This window comes from Mycobacterium sp. SMC-8 (genome assembly GCF_025263565.1).
GTDB lineage: Bacteria > Actinomycetota > Actinomycetes > Mycobacteriales > Mycobacteriaceae > Mycobacterium.
In genome coordinates this window covers 5565531-5588003 of the sequence record NZ_CP079865.1, presented here as the reverse complement: position 1 = coordinate 5588003, position 22473 = coordinate 5565531, and the positions used below count along the sequence as shown (strand labels likewise).

General features: G+C 63.5%; 24 protein-coding genes and 1 pseudogene. 19 read left to right on the top strand and 6 right to left on the bottom strand.

The features are described 5' to 3' along the window. Window positions 1-42: 42 nt before the first annotated feature. The gene (locus KXD97_RS26900) at window positions 43-969 is read right to left on the bottom strand and encodes a hypothetical protein (protein ID WP_260758168.1); all 927 of its coding nucleotides are present in this window, start codon (window positions 967-969) and stop codon (window positions 43-45) included. 260 nt (window positions 970-1229) lie between these two features. Here KXD97_RS26900 and KXD97_RS26895 point away from each other — a divergent pair, with 260 nt between their 5' ends. The 3 genes from KXD97_RS26895 (at window position 1230) to KXD97_RS26885 (ending at window position 5131) form a co-directional block, all read left to right on the top strand. Then, window positions 1230-2717, top strand: coding sequence for an aldehyde dehydrogenase family protein (locus KXD97_RS26895; RefSeq protein WP_260753857.1), 1488 nt, complete (start codon window positions 1230-1232; stop codon window positions 2715-2717). Between the two features lie 41 nt (window positions 2718-2758). Next, window positions 2759-3709, top strand: a complete 951-nt coding sequence (locus KXD97_RS26890) for a hypothetical protein (RefSeq protein ID WP_260753855.1) — start codon at window positions 2759-2761, stop codon at window positions 3707-3709. A gap of 180 nt (window positions 3710-3889) precedes the next feature. Continuing rightward, the gene (locus KXD97_RS26885; RefSeq protein WP_260753854.1) at window positions 3890-5131 is read left to right on the top strand and encodes a MaoC family dehydratase N-terminal domain-containing protein; all 1242 of its coding nucleotides are present in this window, start codon (window positions 3890-3892) and stop codon (window positions 5129-5131) included. A gap of 3 nt (window positions 5132-5134) precedes the next feature. Here KXD97_RS26885 and KXD97_RS26880 read toward each other — a convergent pair whose 3' ends face one another. Beyond that, a complete protein-coding gene (locus KXD97_RS26880) occupies window positions 5135-5977 on the bottom strand; it encodes an alpha/beta fold hydrolase (RefSeq protein ID WP_260758167.1) in 843 nt (280 codons plus the stop codon). A 252-nt stretch (window positions 5978-6229) separates the two neighbouring features. Between KXD97_RS26880 and KXD97_RS26875 the strand changes: the two genes are divergently transcribed. The 4 genes from KXD97_RS26875 (at window position 6230) to KXD97_RS26860 (ending at window position 8716) form a co-directional block, all read left to right on the top strand. Then, window positions 6230-7063 (top strand): NAD(P)-dependent oxidoreductase, encoded by an 834-nt coding sequence (locus tag KXD97_RS26875; protein WP_396884574.1) that lies wholly within the window; start codon window positions 6230-6232, stop codon window positions 7061-7063. A 74-nt stretch (window positions 7064-7137) separates the two neighbouring features. Next, the gene (locus tag KXD97_RS26870; protein WP_260753850.1) at window positions 7138-7671 is read left to right on the top strand and encodes a mammalian cell entry protein; all 534 of its coding nucleotides are present in this window, start codon (window positions 7138-7140) and stop codon (window positions 7669-7671) included. A gap of 197 nt (window positions 7672-7868) precedes the next feature. Further along, a complete protein-coding gene (locus tag KXD97_RS26865; protein WP_260753849.1) occupies window positions 7869-8240 on the top strand; it encodes a hypothetical protein in 372 nt (123 codons plus the stop codon). Then, window positions 8210-8716 (top strand): CAP domain-containing protein, encoded by a 507-nt coding sequence (locus tag KXD97_RS26860; protein WP_260753848.1) that lies wholly within the window; start codon window positions 8210-8212, stop codon window positions 8714-8716. Before KXD97_RS26865 ends, KXD97_RS26860 begins: the two co-directional genes overlap by 31 nt. Window positions 8717-8933: 217 nt before the next feature. Here KXD97_RS26860 and KXD97_RS26855 read toward each other — a convergent pair whose 3' ends face one another. Together KXD97_RS26855 and KXD97_RS26850 are read right to left on the bottom strand one after the other, a co-directional pair. After that, on the bottom strand, window positions 8934-9395 hold the full coding sequence (locus KXD97_RS26855; RefSeq protein WP_260758166.1) for a DoxX family protein: 462 nt from the start codon (window positions 9393-9395) through the stop codon (window positions 8934-8936). A 182-nt stretch (window positions 9396-9577) separates the two neighbouring features. Next, window positions 9578-9789 (bottom strand): annotated as a pseudogene (locus tag KXD97_RS26850) (integrase core domain-containing protein); the annotation flags it as partial. A 263-nt stretch (window positions 9790-10052) separates the two neighbouring features. Here KXD97_RS26850 and KXD97_RS26845 point away from each other — a divergent pair. Then, on the top strand, window positions 10053-11249 hold the full coding sequence (locus KXD97_RS26845) for an IS30 family transposase (protein WP_260758165.1): 1197 nt from the start codon (window positions 10053-10055) through the stop codon (window positions 11247-11249). Here KXD97_RS26845 and KXD97_RS26840 read toward each other — a convergent pair. Together KXD97_RS26840 and KXD97_RS26835 are read right to left on the bottom strand one after the other, a co-directional pair. Continuing rightward, entirely contained in the window at window positions 11173-11871 is a 699-nt protein-coding gene (locus KXD97_RS26840) for an IS3 family transposase (RefSeq protein ID WP_396885523.1), read from the bottom strand. The two genes, KXD97_RS26845 and KXD97_RS26840, sit on opposite strands and share 77 nt — an antisense overlap. 35 nt (window positions 11872-11906) lie before the next feature. After that, window positions 11907-12233: a transposase gene (locus KXD97_RS26835; protein ID WP_260753846.1), complete on the bottom strand. Its 327-nt coding sequence runs from the start codon at window positions 12231-12233 to the stop codon at window positions 11907-11909. Between the two features lie 310 nt (window positions 12234-12543). Here KXD97_RS26835 and KXD97_RS26830 point away from each other — a divergent pair, with 310 nt between their 5' ends. From KXD97_RS26830 to KXD97_RS26780, 11 genes are all read left to right on the top strand, one after another. After that, window positions 12544-12909, top strand: a complete 366-nt coding sequence (locus KXD97_RS26830) for a hypothetical protein (protein WP_260753845.1) — start codon at window positions 12544-12546, stop codon at window positions 12907-12909. Between the two features lie 592 nt (window positions 12910-13501). After that, window positions 13502-14224, top strand: coding sequence for a 3-oxoacyl-ACP reductase FabG (gene fabG, locus KXD97_RS26825; RefSeq protein ID WP_396884573.1), 723 nt, complete (start codon window positions 13502-13504; stop codon window positions 14222-14224). Further along, a complete protein-coding gene (locus KXD97_RS26820) occupies window positions 14221-14991 on the top strand; it encodes an enoyl-CoA hydratase/isomerase family protein (RefSeq protein WP_260753842.1) in 771 nt (256 codons plus the stop codon). Before fabG ends, KXD97_RS26820 begins: the two co-directional genes overlap by 4 nt. Further along, window positions 14988-15788 carry an enoyl-CoA hydratase/isomerase family protein gene (locus tag KXD97_RS26815; protein WP_260753841.1) on the top strand — a complete coding sequence of 267 codons (801 nt, stop codon included), beginning with the start codon at window positions 14988-14990 and terminating at the stop codon, window positions 15786-15788. Before KXD97_RS26820 ends, KXD97_RS26815 begins: the two co-directional genes overlap by 4 nt. Beyond that, a complete protein-coding gene (locus KXD97_RS26810; RefSeq protein WP_260753840.1) occupies window positions 15785-16606 on the top strand; it encodes an enoyl-CoA hydratase/isomerase family protein in 822 nt (273 codons plus the stop codon). The genes KXD97_RS26815 and KXD97_RS26810 overlap by 4 nt, the downstream gene beginning before the upstream one ends. Then, the gene (locus KXD97_RS26805) at window positions 16603-17889 is read left to right on the top strand and encodes an aromatic ring-hydroxylating dioxygenase subunit alpha (protein ID WP_260753839.1); all 1287 of its coding nucleotides are present in this window, start codon (window positions 16603-16605) and stop codon (window positions 17887-17889) included. Before KXD97_RS26810 ends, KXD97_RS26805 begins: the two co-directional genes overlap by 4 nt. A 62-nt stretch (window positions 17890-17951) precedes the next feature. Next, a complete protein-coding gene (locus tag KXD97_RS26800) occupies window positions 17952-18455 on the top strand; it encodes an aromatic-ring-hydroxylating dioxygenase subunit beta (RefSeq protein WP_260758164.1) in 504 nt (167 codons plus the stop codon). After that, on the top strand, window positions 18455-18709 hold the full coding sequence (locus tag KXD97_RS26795) for a hypothetical protein (protein ID WP_260753837.1): 255 nt from the start codon (window positions 18455-18457) through the stop codon (window positions 18707-18709). The genes KXD97_RS26800 and KXD97_RS26795 overlap by 1 nt, the downstream gene beginning before the upstream one ends. Next, a complete protein-coding gene (locus tag KXD97_RS26790) occupies window positions 18706-19917 on the top strand; it encodes an acetyl-CoA C-acetyltransferase (protein WP_260753836.1) in 1212 nt (403 codons plus the stop codon). The genes KXD97_RS26795 and KXD97_RS26790 overlap by 4 nt, the downstream gene beginning before the upstream one ends. Next, complete coding sequence (locus KXD97_RS26785) at window positions 19914-21299, top strand: OB-fold domain-containing protein (protein ID WP_260753835.1); 1386 nt, start codon at window positions 19914-19916, stop codon at window positions 21297-21299. The genes KXD97_RS26790 and KXD97_RS26785 overlap by 4 nt, the downstream gene beginning before the upstream one ends. Then, window positions 21277-22473: an acetyl-CoA acetyltransferase gene (locus tag KXD97_RS26780; protein WP_260753834.1), complete on the top strand. Its 1197-nt coding sequence runs from the start codon at window positions 21277-21279 to the stop codon at window positions 22471-22473. Before KXD97_RS26785 ends, KXD97_RS26780 begins: the two co-directional genes overlap by 23 nt.

Genomic DNA, 22473 nt, shown 5'->3' with positions numbered 1-22473 from the left:
GAGAAGTGCCGGTTGCGGCAGGTTGTGTCGGTGATGCGCTCGTCAGAGTTGAGGCGGGAGATACACGCTGTCGGCCCCGAGCAGAATGCGTAGCACGACCAGCGGGAACACCGTGAAGAAGAAGAAGCTGACCTGGAACACGATAAACCAGGCGCCCAATCGCATCAGTTCGAACTTCCAGCGCGGAATCGTCACATCGTAGTTGAGATAGTCGTCGAACTCCTGCTGTTTGGTCCGGCGGACTTGTCTTGTCGCCAGTGCGCCTTCGCCGGCGGCCAGGCTCGATGCGCTGCTCGGTTTGCCCGGCGTTTTCGGAATAGTGAACCGCTCAAGTCGGAAGAAGCGCTCCATGTGGTTGAGGCCGCCGACCGGGGGCTTGCCCGCCCAGTAGGCGATGAGGTTGGGCCATACGCACATGAGGCCAATGGTCCACAGCAACGTGATGCGGCCGCCGGTGCTCCACTCGAGAACCGGGCCGATACCGGGATCGTATGTCCACCAGCCGAAGTAGGCGGCGGTCCCCTCGACCAGGAAGTCCCACGCATAGTTGAGCGGAATTGCGAGGATGAGCATCGACTTGAGCATGCTCCAGTTGGTGCGCGCCGAAATCTTCTGGCTGATCCACAGCGCCAGTAACGCGTGCACACCCCAGTACACGGCGTAGGCGAACGGCATGAAGATCGGGTCATTGGGCGTTTTCAGTGGCAGCCAGTCCAGCAGGTGGTGCTCGGCGAAAGCTGGGCTGTAGTACAGCTGCTGTCCCCAATCGCCGATGGTTTCCATCCAGTAGACCGCCATGCTGTTGACGATGAACAGGAAACCCCAGGTGAGACGACGCCGACGGATGACGTCGATGACGGCCAGCACGATGAAGACGCTGCCGACGATGGGGATCACCCAGTTGAACACCCAGGCAGCGGCTGGGTCCGCGGTCACGGGCGGAATGAGCTCTTCGGATGCTGTCAGCATGGGGACCTCACGATCTAAACGAAGTGGTGAAGGACACTTCACTAAAGTTCCGCTGTGATGTCAACCACTCGGAGCTGGTTCGGCAACGCCCGATCGTTGCAGAGTGCCGGAAAGCCTGGCTTCAGCATCGATGTGATCGTCTGTGATGCAATGTGTTTCATGCCCAGGTCTTGACGAAATGCGACTTCGATAACATAGTTAGACTTCTGCTCGCGATGGGAATCGGGAGCCACCAGAGTCGGTGAACGAGAGGATGTGCCATGACGAGCGCTACCGAGTTGAATGCTGTCGAGCTTCCCTCCGAGACCCGGATGCTTGTGGACGGGAAGCTGCGTCAAGCGGCGAGCGGACATCGGGTGGAGAACGTCAACCCTGCAACCGGCGAGGTCATCGGGTCGGTCACCGATGCGAGCGCCGCAGACATGGATGAGGCGATGAGCGCAGCTCGGCGTGCATTCGATCAGACCGGGTGGTCCACTGACCACGAGTTCCGCCGACGCTGTCTGATGCAGCTGCACGAGGCGCTGCAGACCGAGAAGGAGGCCTTTCGACAGGAGCTCATCGCCGAGGCGGGCGCCACCGTGCTGACCACCCACATGTTCCACCTGGACTGGCCCATCGCCGACGCCATCAGATGGCCGGCCGAATACATCTCGACCTTTCCGTGGGAACGTCCGCTGGAGGCAGACGACAAACTGGGTGTGCCGTCGGTTCGCAAGGTGGTGAAGGAGCCGATCGGTGTGGTCGGAGCGATCACACCGTGGAACTTTCCGTTCGAGATCGTCAGCAACAAGATTGGGCAGATACTCGCCACCGGCAACACGATGGTTCTCAAGCCCGCGATGGAAACACCATGGAGCGCACTGCGTTTCGGGAGAATCATTGCTGAGAAGACCGATATCCCGGCGGGTGTCATCAGCATCGTGCCCGCGGCGGACAACTCGGTGGCGCAGATGCTGCTCGATGATCCCCGAATCGACATGGTGTCGTTCACTGGATCGACCCACGTCGGCAAGCTCATTCAACAGTTGTCAGCCGGCACCATGAAGCGCAACCTGCTCGAACTCGGCGGCAAGTCGGCGTACGTCGTGCTCGATGACGCGGACCTGCAGACAGCTCTGCCCGGTTGCATCGCCGCAGCAACCCATGCCGGCCAGGGATGCGCGCTGTTCACCAGACTGCTTGTACCGAGGGCGATGTACGCAGAGGCCCTCGAATTCGCCACCGCTGCGTACACGAGCATCGCGGTGGGCGACCCCACTGATCCCCAGACATTCTGCGGCCCGTTGATCTCGGAGAAACAGCGCCAGCGGGTGTTGGATTACCTGGAGATCGGGCGGCAGGAGGGTGCGCGTGTCACCGTCGGGGGCGGCATCCCAGAGCACCTCGACCGCGGCTTCTACGTCTGGCCCACCGTCCTCGCTGATGTCACACCCGAGATGCGTGTCTTCCAGGAGGAGATCTTCGGACCCGTGCTTGTCGTGACGCCGTATGACGGCGGCGACGACGGCGCCGTTGCGCTGGCGAACAACTCTCTTTACGGCCTTGCCGGAGCGGTATTCGGGTCACCGGAGCGGGCGCTCGCTGTGGGGCGGCGGCTCCGCGCAGGCACCGTTTCTGTCAACGGCGCGATGATCTATGGCGCGGACGCACCCTTCGGCGGATACCGACTCAGCGGTATCGGTAGGCAGAACGGACACGAAGGCTTCGAACAGCACCTTCAGACCAAGAGCCTCGCTCACCTCTGACCTGGCACCGGATTTCCTCACCACCACTGAATCGAGACGCAATGCAGACAGGCGACTCCACGAATACGGACAAAGCCGACGTGTTCACCGCGGAGGACGATGCTCCCCACGCGCCGGACCCCGATTTCTATTTCACCGAGACCTATTGGTACTCGTTCTTCGCCCCTGACCGTGACCTGGGCGGATGGCTGTACGCCGGCATACGACCGCACGCCGGCGTAACCCTGGGGGGATGCTGGATATGGGACCCCAGCGGCACCGACCCTTGGGAGATCCCGTTCTACGAGCAGTATCACTGGCTCAAGCTCCCCACCGGCACCGCAGCAGGTATCGCGTTTCCGACGGGCATGACGGTGCGGACCATCGAGCCGACCACCGCTTATCAACTCGGATACACCGACCGTGACCGGCTCGAGGTCGATCTGCGTTTTGACGCGGTGGAACCTCCGGTGCCGCTGCGTGCGGGCACCCCGCCCTACCCCAAGGCATCCCACTTCGATCAGACCGGCCGTGTGGTCGGACACTTGGTACTCGACGGTGAGCGCATCGACATCGACTGCTATGCAATGCGGGACCGGTCCTGGGGAGGCCGCCGCGAACGTGGCTTCCATCCCATGGGCTACACGTGGATGGCAAGTGAGCAGTGGTCTGCGTTGCTCTACTCACGCCCAGCCAAGGGCCACGACCACGATGAGGTGTACGCCGGGTACGTTCGGCGTGCCGACACGGTGTCCTATGTCCGAAGTGGGACTCGGACCGTGGAACGTGACCCTGCCAACGGGTGGATAACAGGGATGCGACTGGAAGTGCAGGACGAGGCCGGTGGTGTCTTGAACTTCGATGGTGTCGCCAAGAGTCGGATGATCCTACCCGGTGCCACCAATGTCTGTGTCAACACCGCGCTGACCTTTGCCGCCGCTGACGGAATGGCAATTCACGGCGAGGATCAGGACGTCTGGCCCATCAGCAAGTGGCGGAAGCTCTCGCGGTGAGGTCGCGGCGGCCATGGCCATCCTGAAGATGCGGTGGTCCGACAGGCCGACGGGCGTGGTCGCATAATCTGTACACAGTCTAGACATAGATTACGTAGTTATCTATGTTGGACAGCACATTGGGAAGCACGGTTTTGAGTCTCATGTGCCCACGATTCGAGCATCAGTGAGGAATGCGTCATGACCACAGCAGCAGGAGCCGAGGAATTCGGAGTTCTGACGGATGAAGCGATCGAGCGGTCTCGACTTCGCCTCGGTATCCCGCAACCGGAGCTGAATCCACCGCATAACTACGAGGTGACCGCTGACGGCACCCGCCATTTCGGCTACGGGTACGGCGACGACAATCCGCTCTACTGTGATCCGGAGTATGCGGCTACGACGCGTTGGGGCACACTCATCGCACAACCGAACTTCTTGTACACCATGGGGGAGGATGCGGCCCCCCGGCCGGATGCCGAAACCAAAGCGCTGCTCAAGGGAGATCCCTTCGCCGGGTTGGGGTCTTACCAGGCGGTCATGGAGTTCGAGTGGTGGCGGCCGTTGACGCTGGGTGATCGTTGCCGCGTTCTGCACGCGCAGGTAGGTGTCGAGCCAAAACCGAGCACGTTCGGCGGCCGTACGGTGCACATCACGCACGACTACATCTTCACCAATGGCCGCGGAGAGCTCCATGCTCTCCAGCGGGGAACATGGATCAACGCAGAGCGGCATACGTCGAAGAAACGCGCCAAGGAGAAGCTCGAGCAGCAGCCATACACCGATGAGCAACTTGCGGAGGTGGACGCATGCTATGCAGCGGAGACCCGACGAGGGGCGCAACCGCGCTTTTTTGATGACGTCGCAGTGGGTGAAGAGCTGCAGCCTCGCGTGAAGGGGCCGTTGACGACTACTGACATCGTCATCTGGCACATGGGCTGGGGCATGCAGCTGACGCCGCCGGGAAACTTCGGTATCGCCGCCCGAATCCGCCGCAAGGCTCCGGGGCTCTACCCTCGCAATGGGCTCAACATTCCGGACACCGTCCAGAGACTCCACTGGGAGCCCGAACGTGCGCGAGAGTTGGGTCTGCCGAACTCGTACGACTACGGGGGCCTACGCGAGACCTGGCTGACGCATCTCATCACCGACTGGATGGGTGACGACGCATGGCTTTGGAAGCTGCGTTGTGAACATCGAAAGTTCAACTACATCGGCGATCTCACTTGGGTGCGCGGCGAGGTGACAGACAAACTGCGGATCAACGGACGCAACGAGGTTCATCTACGGGTGTGGTGTGAGAACCAGCGCGGTGAAATCACCACGCCAGGCACAGCGGTGGTCCTGCTGCCCACCCGGGAGTCTGAGGTCGCGCTGCCCGAGCCACCGGCCGCAGATCTCGACGGCATGCTCGCGTATGAGGTCAACCGATTCGCGTTGTGAGGCTCACGAGTCGCGCCACATGCTGAGCAGTGTTCGCAACGTCGCAACAAGAGGAAGTGGCTGGTCGAGCATCGGATGGTGCCCGGCTTCGGCCAGCTCCACATAGAAGCCCTTGTGCTGCAATGCAGAACGGATACGGTGAGCGGTGTCCGTCGCAACCGTGCCGCGCTCACACCGCACGTACCCTATCCTGCAGGCTATCTTCCCCAGCACTTGCTGGAGCGTGCCCGCTTCGATCAGGTCGAACTCGTTGTCGGAGATGTTGTAGACGAGCGGATCGAACTTCCATCGCCAGCCGTCCGAGTCCTGCCGAATCGAGTTCGCCACAATGTGTTCGAAGACAAAGGGCAGTTTCGACTGCTGATCAGGTGTCACCTTGAAGCGAGCCGCAATGGCAGCTCGCGTGGGGTGTGGCTGTGGACGGCGGCTATGGGTCCGGCCGTAAGTACGGGACGATTTGTGCAGCTGCGGGATGGAATCGATGGCGATGGCGGCGCCGATCTCGGCGCCGTGCCAGACTGCCACCGTGGTTGCCACCCAGCCGCCCATGCTGTGGCCGATCAGTACGGGCTTGTCCTTGGGATTGCACGCCGCTGTCACCGTCTGTACTTCCCGGGCCCAGGTGCGCAAGCTGTAATCGGTCCGTCGGCCGCTGTCGCCGTGACCGCTGAGATCCAATGCGATGACATGATGTGTGCAGGAGAGCAATGGTGCGATGTGGTCCCACCAGCCTGTGTGTGCCCCGGCTCCGTGGATGAGAACGACTGGGGGGAGCGTCGAGTCACCCCAAGTGCGGAAATGTACGGGGCAGCCGTCGACGTCGAGAACGTGCCGATCGAATGGCATCGCCAATGCACTCGTGAACCAAGAAGGTGCTTCCGATAGGCCCACAGCACCGGCTAGCGGTGGCATTGTTGTCGCAGCGGATGCGAGTGTTGTGCAGTGCGCCGCCGGTTCTGCTGTCACTGCTGCAGTCTAGCCGACATAGCTATCGAAGTAATCGTTGTCTTGAGCCTGGGCGATAACTGGCATACGATTCGAGGAATTGTCTGTGTAGAAACGACTTTCATTCGATCACATCGGCGTTAGGGTCGCGGCATGCGGGTTGGGTTTATTGGCCTTGGCGATCAAGGTGGCCCAATGGCCGAAATGATCATGCGGGCGGGCCACGATCTGACTATCTGGGCGCGACGGGCTGCAGTCGCCCGAGACTACGCGCGTCGCGGTGCGTCGACGGTTGCGCAGGCTGCGGAGTTGGCGCGCAATTGCGAAGTGATCTGCCTATGCGTGACCGGCGACTCAGATGTTCGAGAGATTGTCGAGAAGTCTGCTCTACTCGATGAAATGCGTCCTGGGGCAGTGCTGATCATTCATTCCACAGTATCGCCCGGGACCTGCACCGATATCGCGACAGCCGCCGACGAATGCGGAGTCCACCTGCTCGACGCCCCGGTATCCGGCGGCCGTGCGGCAGCATTGGCGGGCCGATTACTGGTTCTGGCCGGCGGTGATGAGGAAGTGCTCGATCGAGTAAGACCGATACTCGGGAGCTATGGCGATCCGATCATTCACGTTGGCGGCGTCGGTGACGGTCAGCGATCGAAAATCGTCAACAACTTCATGTGCATCGCCAACATGGCTGTCGTGGATACCGCATTGCGACTCGGGGAAGCATTGAGCCTTGAACGAACGGCGCTGCAACGCACTTGCCTCAACGGCTCAGGAGCGAGCTTTGCTCTCTCAGTGTTCGATACGAATGTGCTTCCCGCCGCGGAGCGTGTCTCCGCGGTGTTCCGCAAAGACGCAGATCTGGCGACCGCTCTCGCTTGTGAGAGCAACACGGATGTGGATGCGGTAAGCGCGCTCATCGACCAGCTCATCCACCGCCTGAACCCATCAAACCAAGAAGCGACCGGGAGGGAGCGTCCTTGACGTCGGATGCGGATGGAGCCATCGGCGAACTAGACAGGTCGAGTGTTTCCCCCGACGGTCAGACGGAGCAGCCCGTGAGCGTGGGCGGCGAACACGATGAGCCGTTAGAGAGTGCCGGACATCAGCGGCTGGTCGCCGGTATCGGGTTCACCTTCCTGGCAGCCGTCATCTTGGTGGCCGCTGCAACTACGGGATGGTTCGGGTATCAGGCATTGCAATCGAACACGGTGCATGATCGGAACCAGCAATTCCTCGACGCCGGAAAAACAATGGCGGCGCATCTGACAACAATTGATGCTGTCAGCGTTGACGAAGACATCCGTCGGGTGGTCGAATCGTCGACGGGTGATTTCCGCGCCGAGTTCGAGAAGAGCGCTGCCGGGTTCGCCGATGTAGTGCGCAATGCGCAGGCCAAGAGCATCGGAACGGTCACTGCGGCCGGTATCGAGTCGGTCGACGGTCGCAGCGCCCAGATCCTGGTGACCACTTCGGTGCAGACGACAAACGCCGGTACCGCCGAACCGCAGCCTCGGTTGTGGCGGATGCGGGTGACCATTGAGAAACAGGGAGACGTGCCGATGGTGTCGAAGGTGGATTTTGTGTCGTGAGGTTCACAAAACGCAGACCCGTAGATGTCCCGAGCACCGACGGTGCTGACACCACTCCGGACCAGAGTGCTGTTGCGACAGCCACCTCGAGTGGAAGGCCTCCGGTAGTTTTCCTAGGCCTCTCGGTCATCGCGGTGCTCGTGAGTGCTCTAGCGGCATCAGCGTTTTGGCGTTCGTACACAGCAGATTCTGCACACATGGCCGTAGTCGAATCTGTGCGCGTTGCCAGCGAGGGCGCCGTAAAGATGCTGTCGTACACGCCAGCAACGGCGGATCGGGAGCTGCATGCGGCACGAGAACTCATGACTGGAGCCTTCGAGGGGGAATACCAGAAGCTGATAGACGAGGTGGTCATTCCTGGCTCGAAGGAGCGTCAGATTACAACGGTTGCGTCGGTTCCCGCGGCATCGTCGATATCGGCGAGCCCCGCTGAGGCGGTGGTCCTGCTGTTTGTCAACCAATCGGTGAGCATTGGTACAGAGCCGCCGACGAGTACCGCATCGAGTGTCAGAGTCACTCTGAACAAACAGGAGGGGAGATGGCTGATATCGGCGTTCGATCCGGTGTGATTGGGGGGCCTGCGATTGCGCTCTTATCCGCATGTCTGGCGGTCACCGTCGTCAACTCGCCGACAGCCCAGGCGGACAATCGCAGGTTGAACGAGAGCGTTGTCGTGAACGTCGATACGATTCAGCAACAGCACGGCTGTAAGACAGGTATCAGAATCGACCCCAAGCTGCGACTCGCGGCGCAGTGGCACGCCAACGATGTTCTCAACAACCGGGCGCTCAACGGCGACATCGGTTCCGACGGCTCGACGACGCAGGAACGCGTGGCCAACGCCGGTTTCCAGGGAATCGGCGCCACAACAGTCGCCATTAATCCTGCGCTGGCTATCAGTGGAATTGAGATCATACGGCAGTGGTACTTTCGGCCCGACTACATGGCGATCATCTCGAACTGCGCATTCACCCGGATCGGAGTCTGGTCCGAGAACCGTGTGGATCGCAGCGTTGTGGTCGCCGTGTACGGCCAACCAGCATGAAAAACGATTCATACGAGCGGAACTGAAGGCATCAGGGCTATCGCAGGATATGCGGTTCGTCTGGGGGCATGACCATGTGCGCGCCATTTTGAAGGGTCCCAACAGATCTTGGCTCTCAACTCCACAGAGAGCGTTCTGCGTTACTGTTTGTGCGCTCCTGACGAGCTGCTGAAAGGCAAGTCTCCTGGCACCGTGTTGAGGTTAGCCCTCACGACCTTTACGCAGGTTTGCCTGGACGATAGAAGATCGCGAGTTGGCCTATGCCACCAGCGAACCCGAGGCCGGCAGTGACAGCAAGCGCGACCCAACCCTGCAAGTAATGATGCAGGACTGTGTCATCGAAAACCAGATGGTCCAGGCTAATTCGACCGGGGCCCAGCCCGGATACGGCAACGGCCGCGACGGCGAGGACGAGGTTGTATTCCCAACCCTCTTTGACGATAAAGAAGCCGTTTCTGCGATGTACGGTCCAACCCGCGACGAGCATCAACGCCACAAACCCTGCAGCAGCGACCGGTGTGAACAACCCGAGTGCCAAACCGACCCCTGCCGCGACTTCCGTCGACGCTGCGACTCGCGCATGGAAGAGCCCAGGCTTCATACCGATGCTGTCGAACCAGCCTGCGGTGCCGGGAATCCGACCGCCCCCGAAGAACTTGTTGTAGCCGTGGGCAGCCATGGTGAAGCCAAGAATGACCCGTAGAAGGAATGACACAAAATCGACCGCACTCACGAGCAGGCCCTTTCCGATGTTGATCCGCCCCGGTATGTCGGGAGGTTCTCTTATCTGAGTGCCTCCTCGGTCTGAGGGTGCCGCTGGCGATGGTAATAGAGCGCTTCGGCTCGGTCCGGCGTGAGGTCCTGGCAGTAGCCGTTGGGCCGCTGGCGGTTGTAGAAGGCGACCCATTCGGCGGTGGCCAGGGACAGCTCGGCGGCGCCGGGGTAGGGCGGTTGGTGGTCAATGAGCTCGGTCTTGTAGCTGCTGTTGATCGATTCGGCCAGAGCGTTATCGAAACTATCGCCCACTGATCCGACTGACGGGAGAATCCCTTCGGCGGCCAACCGTTCGGTGAAGGCCACCGCAGTGTATTGATCAGGCTCAACCGGTGGACGCAACACCCGAGGTCAGGAGGGTGCTGTGGGACGTCCGTCAGATTGGGTTCGTGAGGTTACCGGGCGCAGGCCGCTGCGGTCGCCGGGGCATCCCGGTCACCATCGTGGGTTGGAGCGTCGATTCTGGGACAAGGTGGCCGAGGGGATGTTGCCTTCGGAAGCCGGGGTGGCCGTCGGTGTGTCGGGCGTCGTGGGATCCCGATGGTTCCGTCAAGGTGGGGGCATGTCCCCGTACTCTTGGCCGGCGCCTTCAGGTCGCTACTTGACCTTTCCCGAGCGAGAAGAGATCGCATTACTTCGCGTGCAGGGTAAAGGAACTCGAGAGATCGCTTCGGCTTTGGGACGGAGTCCATCGACGATCTCGCGGGAGCTGCGCCGCAACGCAGCAACCCGAAGCGGAACACTGCAGTACCGGGCGTCGGTAGCTCAATGGAAGGCAGAACTGTTCGCCCGCCGACCGAAGGCCACCAAGCTGGAGACCAACCCGAAGCTGCGCGAGTACGTCCATCAACGACTGTCTGGCCAGATTCATGATGCCGAGGGCAACGTGGTCGCCGGACCCGCGGTCGGGCAGTGGACCGGCCGCAACAAGCCGCATCGGGCCGATCGTCGCTGGGTGCAGGCATGGAGCCCAGAGCAGATCGCGAACCGGATCACGATCGACTTTCCCGATGATCCATCGATGCGGATCAGCCACGAGGCGATCTACCAGGCCTTATACATCGAGGGCCGCGGTGGCCTCGACCGTGACGAGATCCTGAGTCTGCGCACGGGTCGAGCGTTGCGCATGCCGCGAGCCCGCTCAAAGCGAGTCGCGTGGGCGCATGTCACCGAGGACACCGTGATCAGCAACAGGCCGAAGGAGGCGGATGACCGCAGCGTTGCCGGCCACTGGGAGGGAGATCTCATCATCGGGCTTGGACGCTCGGCGATCGGCACGGTTGTCGAGCGCAAGACGCGCTACACCATGCTTGTTCACCTGCCACGCAAGGATGGGTGGGGGGTGAGTAAACCGGTCAAGAACGGCCCGGCCCTCGGCGGCTATGGTGCGTTGTCCATGAACGCCGCGCTGGAAGCGGAGCTGACGAAAATTGCAGAGCCGCTGAGAAAGTCACTGACCTGGGACCGAGGCAAGGAACTATCTGCTCACACCGCGTTGACCGATACGACCGGTGTGCGGGTGTACTTCGCCGATCCGCACAGCCCGTGGCAGCGCGGTACCGACGAGAACACCAACGGTCTCCTTCGGCAGTACTTCCCCAAGGGGACTGACTTATCACGTTGGACATCAACAGAATTGCAAGCTGTTGCCGACACATTGAACAACCGTCCGCGCAAGATCCTCAAGTGGCGAACACCCGCCGAACTGATGCGCGATGAACTATCCTCGATCGAGGATACTGTTGCGTCGACCAGTTGAATCCGCGTTGAGATCCCGCATCGCTATGGTGAATGAGATTGTTCAATGTTGTTGCACCGGAACGCTTTCTAGCATCGACCGCATGGTTGATCGCATCGGTCACCAGCTTCTGGGTCATCTCGGTGGCCACCTTCCAGCCGACAATCTTGCGGGCATAGACATCGATCACGAACGCGGTGTACGCCCACCCCGCACGGGTTCGGCAATACGTGAAATCGGCCACCCACAAACGATCGGGCGCCTGGGCGACAAACCGCCGAGCCACCCGGTCCGGTGCCCGTGTCGCGGCCGGGTCGGCAACGGTAGTACGGACCCGGCGCCGCTTGCACGCACCACGCCAACCCATCTCCCGCATCACCCGCTCCACCACGCACCGCGAGACATCGAGCCCATCGGTGCGCAACACAATCCACGTCTTGCGAGCACCCAGAATCTTGTACAGCGCATTGGACGCACGGAGCCGGTAGATCGCGTCGATCACCTGCGCATCCGCCCAGTCGGCCTTCGAGGGGCCGCGGCGGGCGCGGTGGGCATAATACGTCGACGGGGCGATCGTGACGCCGAACTCCGAGAGTACGGCGCACATCGACTCGACACCCCACTTGAGACCATCAGCGCCCACCCGCTGGTGCTGGTGGGCGCTGATGAACTCCACGACTACTGAGAGGGCCGGTCGAGCTCGGCAGCGAAGAAAACCGATGCCGCCTTCAAGATCGCGTTGGCCCGCTTGAGTTCGGCATTCTCCCGGCGCGGCTTGCGCAGCACCTCGGATTCCTGGCTGGTCTGCCCGGCCCGACCACCGGCGTCGATCTCGGCCTGGCGGACCCATTTGCGCACCGTCTCGGCTGTCCCGACACCCAGCAGGTCAGCAACCCTGCCCATCGCCTCCCACTCCGAGGTCGTGTCGCTGCGCAGATCGACCACCATCTGCACCGCCCGCGCCTTCAACTCGTCTGGATACCGCCTCGATGACTTCGATCCCACGTGTCCATCCTTCCCAACGGACGAACTCTCCGGACACGCCGGGGTGGATCACTTGCCCAAAAGACGTGTCTGCGAGCGACTAAGAGACTCTCAATCTGCCTGTTAGATAACACTTACCCCCTGAGTGCAAGAGGTGTGTGATGCGTTGGGGGCCGCCGAATGCGGCTATACAGGGGCAGCTGTGGGACACGGTGCCGAACGGCGCAACCACGACCGTCCGGGTCCGCTGCAAAGGGCCGAAAATATGGCAGACAGCGAATGTGGCTCTGGTGGTGGACCCATGTGTCGCCTGCGATCTATCGTCCCGAGAATGACATCCGCAAGCACCTCGAAAATCGAAGCTCACCGACGGGCACGCGAGGCGACGAGGCGTGCAAACGATGCCCGCGCAGCCCGGGACAGAGCGAACATCGAGTATGCCGCGAATTACATGGTGGCTAAAGCCAAGCTGGCCGAAGTCGACGCCTGGGAGACCGAACGGATGGCTGCGGTAACCGAACAGGTGCGCGCCGAGGCTGGCAAGCGCCGTGCGGTCCACCGCGGGGAGGCTGGTGCGGCAATCAAGCTCATGCAGGCCACTGGTCAGGACATGTCGGCGATAGCTGCGTTGACGGGCGACGCCATCGGCGAGATCCGCGCCAGTCTGCGTTGCCTACCGAAAGTCGACAACCCGTAGCGAATGACGATTCGCGTGTGCTCTGGCCAAGCCCTCAGGAGCGAGTCGCGATGAACACGGCGCTGCCCGGACGCGACCGATAAAACTCTGAAACGACTCGGCTCCGTGGCGGCAGCTGCGCGAGCCCGGAAACTAGTCAGGCGGCGTCAACACCCGATCAAACAGCGAGGCGGATGATTGTTTCAATGTCTTCAGGCGCAGCGAGATTGCCGGTTCTGCGACGCATCGTCAACAGGTCGCAGGCTTCGGACGACGTCGTCAATTCCGGCGCGAAGCCGGCGCAGTTGGCGACTGCGGCGTCCGCGATGTGAGGATGCCTTCGGGGCAGAGTTTGCGCAACTGTCCTGGCGGCGGACGCACTCGGCGCAGCGGATGAATGGGTGGGGCTGCACGAGGCCTGCACAGCTGATGGACAGCTCGTGGCGTCAGCAGACGCACCGTCGCTTGGCGAGGAATCAGAGGAACTCGCCAGCCGATCGTGAGATCTACTGATATGTCCCAGCCAGGACGGTTGAATCGTCACGGTATTTAGTTTAATATCAATTAGAAATTGCTCGCTTATGATCGGAGTTAGGCGCTCATGGTTGATCAAATGCTCTCGGACCGCGTTGCCGTCGTCACCGGTGCCGGACAGGGTATCGGCCGCGAGATCGCCCGGTCATTGCGGTCCTTCGGCGCGAGCGTGGTGCTGGTCGATATCGACGGCGATGCGGCCAAGGTCGCCGCCGACGACGTCGGGGGCCTGGGGTTGGCCTGCGACGTCACATCGGAAGAGCAGGTCCGTGCGGTCGTCGCCGACACCTTGTCCGAGTTCGGCCGGTTGGATGTGTTCGTCAACAACGCCGGGGTGACAAGGGATGCGTCCCTGAAGAAAATGACCGTGGACCAGTTCGACACCGTCGTCACCGTGCACGTGCGAGGCACCTGGCTGGGGGTGCGCGAGGCGTCGGCCGCGATGCGCGAGGCGAAGTCCGGAAGTATCGTCAACATTTCCTCACTGTCCGGTAAGTCCGGAAACCCCGGGCAGACGAACTACAGCGCGGCCAAGGCGGGAATCGTCGGACTGACCAAGGCCGCCGCCAAGGAGTTGGCCCACCACAACGTCAGGGTCAACGCCGTCCAGCCGGGTCTCATTCGCACGCCGATGACCGCCGCCATGCCGCCCGAAGTGTTCGCCGAACGCGAGGCGGCGGTGCCGATGAGGCGCGCCGGAGAGCCCGCCGAGGTTGCCGGTGCCGTGGTCTTCCTGGCCTCCGACCTGGCCAGTTACATCACCGGCACGGTGATCGAGGTGGGCGGAGGCCGGTATATATGACACCGGTAGCGGTTACCGAGTCCGCCGGTGTCGGACGGATAACGCTCGACCGGCCCGAACACATGAACGCGATCAGCGTCGAATTGGGCGTGGCACTGGAGCGAGCTATCCGACTCCTGGGGTCAGACCCGGCGGTGAACGTGGTGCTGATCCGAGGTGCCGGTGGAAACTTCTCTGCCGGCGGTGATTTCGGCGACGTTGAGCGACTTCGTGGCGAAGGACCGACGGCGCTGCGGACATTGTTCGAAGCCTTCCGGGCCGCATGTGAGGCCATCGCCGATGTCGAGGTTCCCGTAGTCGCTGCCGTGGAGGGTGTGGCGGCGGCGGGAGGCTTCGAGCTCATGCAGGCCGCGGATATCGTGCTTGTCAGCGACGACGCGAGGATCGCGGACAACCACATCCGATTCGGCATGATCCCGGGCGGGGGGAGCACGCAGCGGCTGCCCCGGTTGGTCGGTGGGCAGCAGGCAATGGGGTTGCTGCTCAGCGGTGACCGGTTGTCCGGCGCGGACGCCGCGCGGCTGGGACTGGCATACCGCAGCTTCCCGCAATCGGAGTTCGACGAGGCGACGGAGAGTTTCGTGGCCACGATGGCCGGACGAGATCGCAGCGCCCTCGTGGCCATCAAGCGGTTGGTGGTCACTGGACTCAAGAGACCACTCGCCGATGGCTTGGACGAGGAACTCGTCGAGGTCGTACGGCACATCAGCGAGGGAGCCGGGCGCAACGGCGCGTTGGCGTTCACTGAACGAGGAGGAAACCGGTGACGGCGATCAGCCCCGCGGCGCCAATCGCACTCGACGTAGAGGGCGGAATCGCCCGTCTGCGACTGAACCGGCCGGAGGTCTCCAACGGTTTGAACGTGGAGCTTCTCAAGGCCCTGCACGAGGCGATCCTGGCCTGCCACGCCGATCCCAGGGTCCGCGTCGTGCTGTTGACCGGTGAGGGCCGGAACTTCTGTGCCGGCGGCGACATACACACGTTCGAATCCAAGGGCGCTGACCTCCCGGACTACCTGAGGGAGGCGACGGCCTGGCTACAGCTGGCCTCCGCGGCACTGATCCAGCTGAGGGTCCCCGTGGTGACCGCGGTGCAGGGCTTCGCCGCCGGTGGTGGTGGGCTGGGACTGGTGTGCGCCTCAGACATCGTGATCGCGGGTGAATCCGCGAAGTTCTTCTCCGGGGCCGTGCGCGTCGGGATGGCACCCGACGGCGGGGTGTCCGTGACGCTTACCCAACTGGTCGGGTTGCGGCAGGCGCTGCGGATCGTGCTGACCAATCCGACCATCACCGCCGCCGAGGCGTTGCACATCGGTCTGATCACCGAGGTCACCGCGGACGGCGAACTAGAGGCTCGCGCCGAGGAGCTGGCCGGGCAACTGGCCCAGTTGCCCACCCAGGCGCTGTCCGCCACCAAGCGGCTGGTGTGGAGTGGCGTCGGCGCATCGGTGGAACAGCGCCTGGCCGAGGAAGCCAGAACCGTCTCGGAGCTCTCCGGCACGGCCGACGCGCTGGAGGGATTGCGAGCCGTCATCGAGAAGCGGCCGCCGAGGTTCCAGAAATGACGAGCTCGCCGCAGTCACCAGACCAGGCTGCCGGACTGGTGCTGACCGAGCAGATCGACGCAGTCGCCGTCGTGACGCTGAATCGCCCCGACAAGCTCAACGCCATCGACATCCCGCTGCGGCTGGCCCTGGCCGGCGCCATCGAAGCCGCCGACCGCGACGCGTCGGTGCGCGCCATCGTGCTGACGGGAGCGGGTAGGTCCTTCTGTTCCGGTGGGGACATCAGTTCGATGGACCGAATGGCTCCGGGGGCGGCTCTTGAGCGAGCACAGCTGGCACAGCGCGTGATCAGGGCCATCTGGGGTACGGGCAAGCCGGTGGTCGCCGCGGTCGAGGGGGCGGCGTTCGGCGCCGGGACTGCCCTCGCGGCGGCGTGCGACCGCGTGGTGGCAGCCCGCGATGCCAAGTTCGCGACGACCTTCACCGCGGTCGGTCTGGCCGGGGACATGGGCGCCTACACGTCGTTGCCCACCCGCGTCGGTGTCGCGCGTGCGCGCCAGATGCTGATGTTGCCTGAGGTGATCGGTGCAGAGGAAGCATTTAGCATCGGGCTGGTCGATGCGCTTACGGAGCCGAACGCGGCACTCCACGATGCACTCGAAGATGCCGCCGGCCTCGCCGCAGGGCCCGCCGATGCGCTCGCGGTGATCAAGTCCCTGCTGGCGGTGGCGCCGGGATTGTCGCCGTTCGACGTGCTCGACCGCGAAGCCACTCATCAGGCCGCGCTCTTCGGCAGCGACGACTTCGTCGAGGGCATCACGGCGTTCAAGGAAAAGCGTCGCGCCGTTTTCGGCGCCAAGGAGGGAGTTCGAGAATGACTTCAGAATTGACGGGCACCAAGCCACCGGATCTCGGCGCCGAGAGCACCAGCCGCTTCTCGGCCCTGATCAAGAGCGACAAGGTGCACGGCTCGCTGTATACTGATCCGACGATCTTCGCCGAGGAGCTGCAGAAGATCTGGTACCGCACCTGGGTTTTTGTCGGCCATGAGAGTGAGGTCGCGCAGCCCGGCGACTACGTGCGCAAGAAGCTCGGCCTGCAGGACATCATCATGACCCGCGACCGTGACGGCGGAGTTCACCTGCTGCTGAACCGCTGCGCACACCGCGGAAACCAGGTGTGCGACGACCTCAAGGGCAACTCGGGGACGTTTCGCTGCCCCTATCACGGGTGGACGTACCGCAACACCGGCGAGCTGATCGGCTTTCCGTTCAACAAGGGGTACAACACGCGCAAGCTCGACCTGGCGATGGGACGCGTTCCCCGCGTCGAGTCCTACCACGGGTTCGTCTTCGGCAGCTTCGCCGAAGAGGGGCCCACCCTGAAGGAGCACCTCGGTGCCGCCGCCGGGGAGATCGATCGGCTGGTCCGGCTGTCACCGCTCGGCCGCGTCGATCTGTCGGCGGGCTGGCTGCAGCATGACACCGGAGCCAACTGGAAGCTGCTGGCGGAGAACGAGACCGACGGCTATCACCCTCAGTTCGTGCACGGCTCCATCTTCGGGGTGACCGGAAGCACGATCGGCCCGCTGTACAGCGACGCCTCCACCGCGGTGACGCGCAACCTCGGTAACGGCCACAGTGAGAACGATCTTCGTCCTGAGTTCCGCAAGTTCGCCGAGCCGATGCGCTGGTTCGGCACCACCGAACAACGGGTGCCCAACTACGTCGCGGCGATGCGCGAACTACACGGGGAGTCCGCCGAGCAGATCCTCATCGAGGGCGCACCGCACGTGATGATCTTCCCCAACCTCTTCATCGCCGAGATCCAGGTGTTCAACATCCAGCCTGTCTCGGTGAATCATTGCGTCCAGTACTCCACGGCGGTCCAACTCGCCGGCGCACCGGAATTGAACAAGCGGATGGTGTCGCAGTGCGTCGGATCGGTGGGCCCGGCCGGCATGCTGCTGGCCGACGACACCGAGATGTACGAACGCAACCAGCTCGGCATCGAGTCGCTGCAACCGGAATGGCTCGACGTGCGTCGCGGCCTGCACCGAGAACGGATCGACGACAACGGTTTCACCATCGGGATGGCCACGGACGAGACCGGCATGCGCGGTTTCTGGTCCCACTACGCATCGATGATGGAGGCACCGTGACCGACGGCACCATAACCGACGTCGTGGGGGCCGACGACAAGGTCGAAGCGAAGGCCGATGCGCTGACGGCGGTGCCCGAGGGGTACGACATCCGCGACGTCGAGCAGTTCCTGTATCGCGAGGCGCGTTTCGCCGACGAAAGCGATTACGACTCGTGGGAGGAGTTGTGGACCGACGACGCGCTTTACTGGGTTCCGGCCGGAAACGACAGTCCCGACCCTATGCAGTCCATGTCGGTGATGTACGACAACCGGAGTCGCATCTCCACCAGGCTGAAGCAGCTTCGGACCGGTAGGCGCTATGCCCAGGCGCCGCCATCGAACCTGCGGCGGTCGATCTCGAATATCGAGATGCTCGGGGGCCGGCTGACGCCGACCGGCGACACCGACGTCGAGATCGGTGCGAACATGCTGCTGCTGGAATCGCGGGCCCGGGGAAATCACCTGTGGGGCGGGCGCGTGACGTACCGGCTCCGCCGTGTCGATGGGGCGCTGCGGATGTCCTACAAGAAGGTGGTCCTGGTGGATAAGGACAAGCCGATTCCCACCTTGGGATTCCTGATCTGATGAGCATCGAGTTCGGTTTCCGTGGACCCGTCGACGTGCCCGGTATCGGTCCGGTGGTCGAGAGCGAATTCGCCAAGATCTCCGTCAACATCGACGCGGAAGGGAATTCGCCACGGTTGCGCCTGGAGGATCTCCGGACCGGGCGGGTGCGTTTCCTCGACGCGCTCGATCTGGAAGCCGTGATCTGGCTACCCACAGGAAGATTGACGGAACTGCTCGACCCGTCGGCCGACCGCTGGAGTGGTGAGGAATGAGGCGCGCGGCGATCGTCGCGCCGGTTCGCACGGCGGTCGGCACCTTCGGCGGCAGCCTGCGTCCGATGCGCGCCGAAGATCTGGCCGCGAAGGTGGTCGAAACGACGGTGCAGCGCAGCGGCGTCGATCCTGCCCGCATCGAGGATGTCGTCTTCGCCCAGTCCTACGCGAACTCCGAGGCCCCGTGCATCGGCCGCTGGGTGGCATTGCACGCCAATCTCCCGATCGCGGTGCCCGGCCTACAGATCGACCGCCGCTGCGGGGGTGGGCTGCAGGCCGTCATCACCGCCGCGATGACGGTGCAGACGGGCGCGGCAGATGTCGTCATCGCCGGCGGCGTCGAATCGATGAGCAACATCGAGCACTACACAACCACCGCGCGGTGGGGTGCCCGCTCGGGTAACCAGATTCTCTACGATCGTCTCGATCGAGGCCGCGAAAGATCGCAACCCGCATGGCGTTTCGGTGAGATCAGCGGAATGATCGAGACGGCGGAGAATCTTGCCTCGGACTACGGTATCGACCGCGTGGCCGCCGACGCCTTCGCCGCCCGCAGCCACCAGCGCGCGGCGGCGGCAGTGCAGGCCGGAGTCTTCGACGACGAGATCGTGGCCGTGGAGGTACCGCAGCGTCGCGGCGACCCCGTCATCTTCGATCGCGACGAGGGCATCCGGCCCGACACCAGCACCGCAACGCTGGCCAATCTACGAACCGTCACGCCCGGGGGCACCGTCACGGCAGGCAACGCGGCGCAGCAGAACGACGCCGCCGCGGCGTGTCTGGTCGTTGCCGAGGACAAGCTGGACGAACTCGGCCTGGAACCCATCGGCTACCTCGAAGGCTGGGCCGCCGTGGGATGTGAGCCGTCCCGGATGGGCATCGGTCCTGTCGGCGCCGTCGAAAAGCTCTTCAGCCGGACCGGCGTCGGATTCGACGACTTGTCACTCATCGAGGTCAACGAAGCCTTCGCGGTGCAGGTGCTCGCCGTACTTTCGGGGTGGGGAGTCAAGCTGGAGGACGTCGACGAGAGACTCAACGTCAACGGTTCCGGGATCTCACTCGGCCACCCCATCGGTGCCACCGGGGTACGCATCCTCACCACCATGCTGCACGAATTGCGGCGTAGAGGCGGAGGACTGGCCCTCGAGACCATGTGCATCGGCGGCGGTCAGGGTCTCGCCGCACTGTTCCGGGGCGTGTCGGCATGACGGCATCCTTGATCGGCTACGCGACCTACGTGCCGCGATATAGGCTGTCCGGCAGCGACATCGGGCTCCGCCGCGGCGACCGTGTCGTCGCGTCCTACGACGAGGACAGCACCACGATGGCGGTCGCGGCGGCCACCAGGGCGCTCGACGGGCACTCCTGGCCGACGAACCTGTACTTCGCGACCAGCAGCCCCGCCTACGCCGACAAGAACAACGCGTCGGCCATCCACTCCGCCCTGGGCCTCCCGCCCGCGTCGTTCGCCACGGATCTGTGCGGCACCGGCCGCAGCGGTATCGCCGCCTGGCGCGCCGCGGCCGTGACCGGCGGTCTGGCGTTGACCTCGGACATCAGGGTCGGTCGCCCCGGCTCGGCCGACGAACGCCTCGGCGGTGACGGCGCCGCGGCACTGCTGTTCGGCTCGGGCCCCGCGATTGCTGACATCGTCGCGACGACGTCGCACACGGCAGAGTTCCTCGACCGCTGGCGATCGCCCAGGTCGGTGACCGGTGAGCAGTGGGAGGAGCGTTTCGGCGCGGACCGCTACTCCGCGCTGATCCGCACCGCGGTCGACCAGATCTTCGACGAGACGGGCGTGGCGGAGGTCGACCACGTGGTCCTCGCGTGTCCGAACAGTGCGATCACCAAACGTGTCGGCACGCTTGTGAAGGCCCTCAAGTCGACCCACACATCGGCCGTCGGTTTCTCCGGCGCGGCCGACGCGGGTATCGCCCTGGCCGCGGCGCTCGACGTCGCCGGAGCCGACGAGACGATCCTCGTCGTCTCGGCCTTCGACGGCTGCGACACGGTGCTGCTGCGCACCACCGGTCAGTTGCCACACAGCCGGCAATCGATTCCCGTCAGCGCGCAGCGCGCCGGGGGGCGTGTGGTGCCCCATCTGACTTATCTGTCCTGGCACGGACTGGTGGAACTCGAGCCGCCGCGGCGCCCAGAACCCGACCGGCCCGCTGCACCCCCTGCCGCTCGCGGCGAGGAATGGAAGTTCGGGTTCACCGGAACACGCTGCCGCCGATGTGAATTCGTGCACCTTCCGCCACTGCGCGTGTGTCGCAGCTGTGGGGCAACCGACGAGATGGACGCCGCGCCGGCCGCGTCGCTGTACGGCACCATTGTCACCTATACCGTCGATCACCTCGCCTATTCACCCTCGCCGCCGATGATCCAGGCGGTCCTCGACGTCGATGGTGGCGGCCGCTGCACCATCGAGATCACCGACACCGATCCAGAACAGCTGCATGTCGGTACACGGGTCGCCTTCACCTTTCGCCGACTGTTCACCGCAGGCGGTGTGCACGACTACTTCTGGAAGTCGTACCCCCTCGACACCGGATCGGAGACCGATGGCCAGCCGCGGGATCACTGACAAGGTCGCAGTCGTCGGCATGGGATGCACCCGTTTCGGCGAGCGCTGGGACAGCTCCACCGAGGACCTGATCCTGGAGGCGTTCGGCGAGTGCATCGAGGCGACGCCGAACATCGTCAAGGACGACATCGACGCGTACTGGCTGGGCACACTCAATTCGGGCCAGTCCGGCCTGACGTTGAGCCGGGCGATCTCGACCGACGACAAGCCCGTCACCCGTGTCGAGAACTACTGCGCCACCGGCTCGGAGGCCTTTCGCAATGCGTGCTACGCGGTGGCATCGGGAGCGTATGACGTCGTGATGGCCGTCGGTGTGGAGAAGCTCAAGGATTCCGGCTTCTCCGGTCTCATGCGCACCGACCCGCCGAGCGACGGCACGTCGCCCGAATTGTCCATGACCGCTCCCGCGGCGTTTTCGCTCCTCGATCCCGCCTACTGCGCCAAGCACGGCGTGCATCCCGATGAGATGCGGGCCGCGATGACCCATGTGGCGTGGAAGAACCACGATAACGGTTCACGAAATCCCAAGGCGCAGTTCCGCTCACCCGTCTCGACCGAAACGATCGACAAAGCGGTGAAAGTCGCAGGACGCCTCGGCGTGTTCGACTGCTCGGGTGTGTCGGACGGCGCCGCCTGCGCGCTGATCGTGCCCGCGGACATGGCGCTCGACTACACCGACACCCCCATGTACGTAAAGGGGTTGTCCCTGGTCGCAGGCTCGACACGGGGCTCGATGGACCCGGCGTTCGACTACACCACCTTCCCTGAGACGGTCAAGGCCGCGCGAGATGCCTACGCACAGGCGGGGATCGAAAACCCCAGCGCGCAGCTGTCACTGGCCGAAGTGCACGATTGCTTCACCCCGACCGAGATCGTGCTCATGGAGGATCTCGGGTTCTCCGACGCGGGGCACGGGTGGAAGGACGTCCTCGGCGGGAACTTCGACGCGAACGGCCGTCTCCCGATCAACCCCGACGGCGGGTTGAAATCGTTCGGCCATCCCGTGGGCGCCAGCGGGCTACGCATGCTCTACGAAGCGTGGCTCCAGTTCCGTGGTGCCGCGGGCGACCGCCAATTGTCAGACCCCCACACGGCATTGACCCACAACCTCGGCGGGCGCCCCGGCGGTCTGGTGTCCTTCGTTTCCGTCGTCGGTCGCGAACTCGGTCGCTGA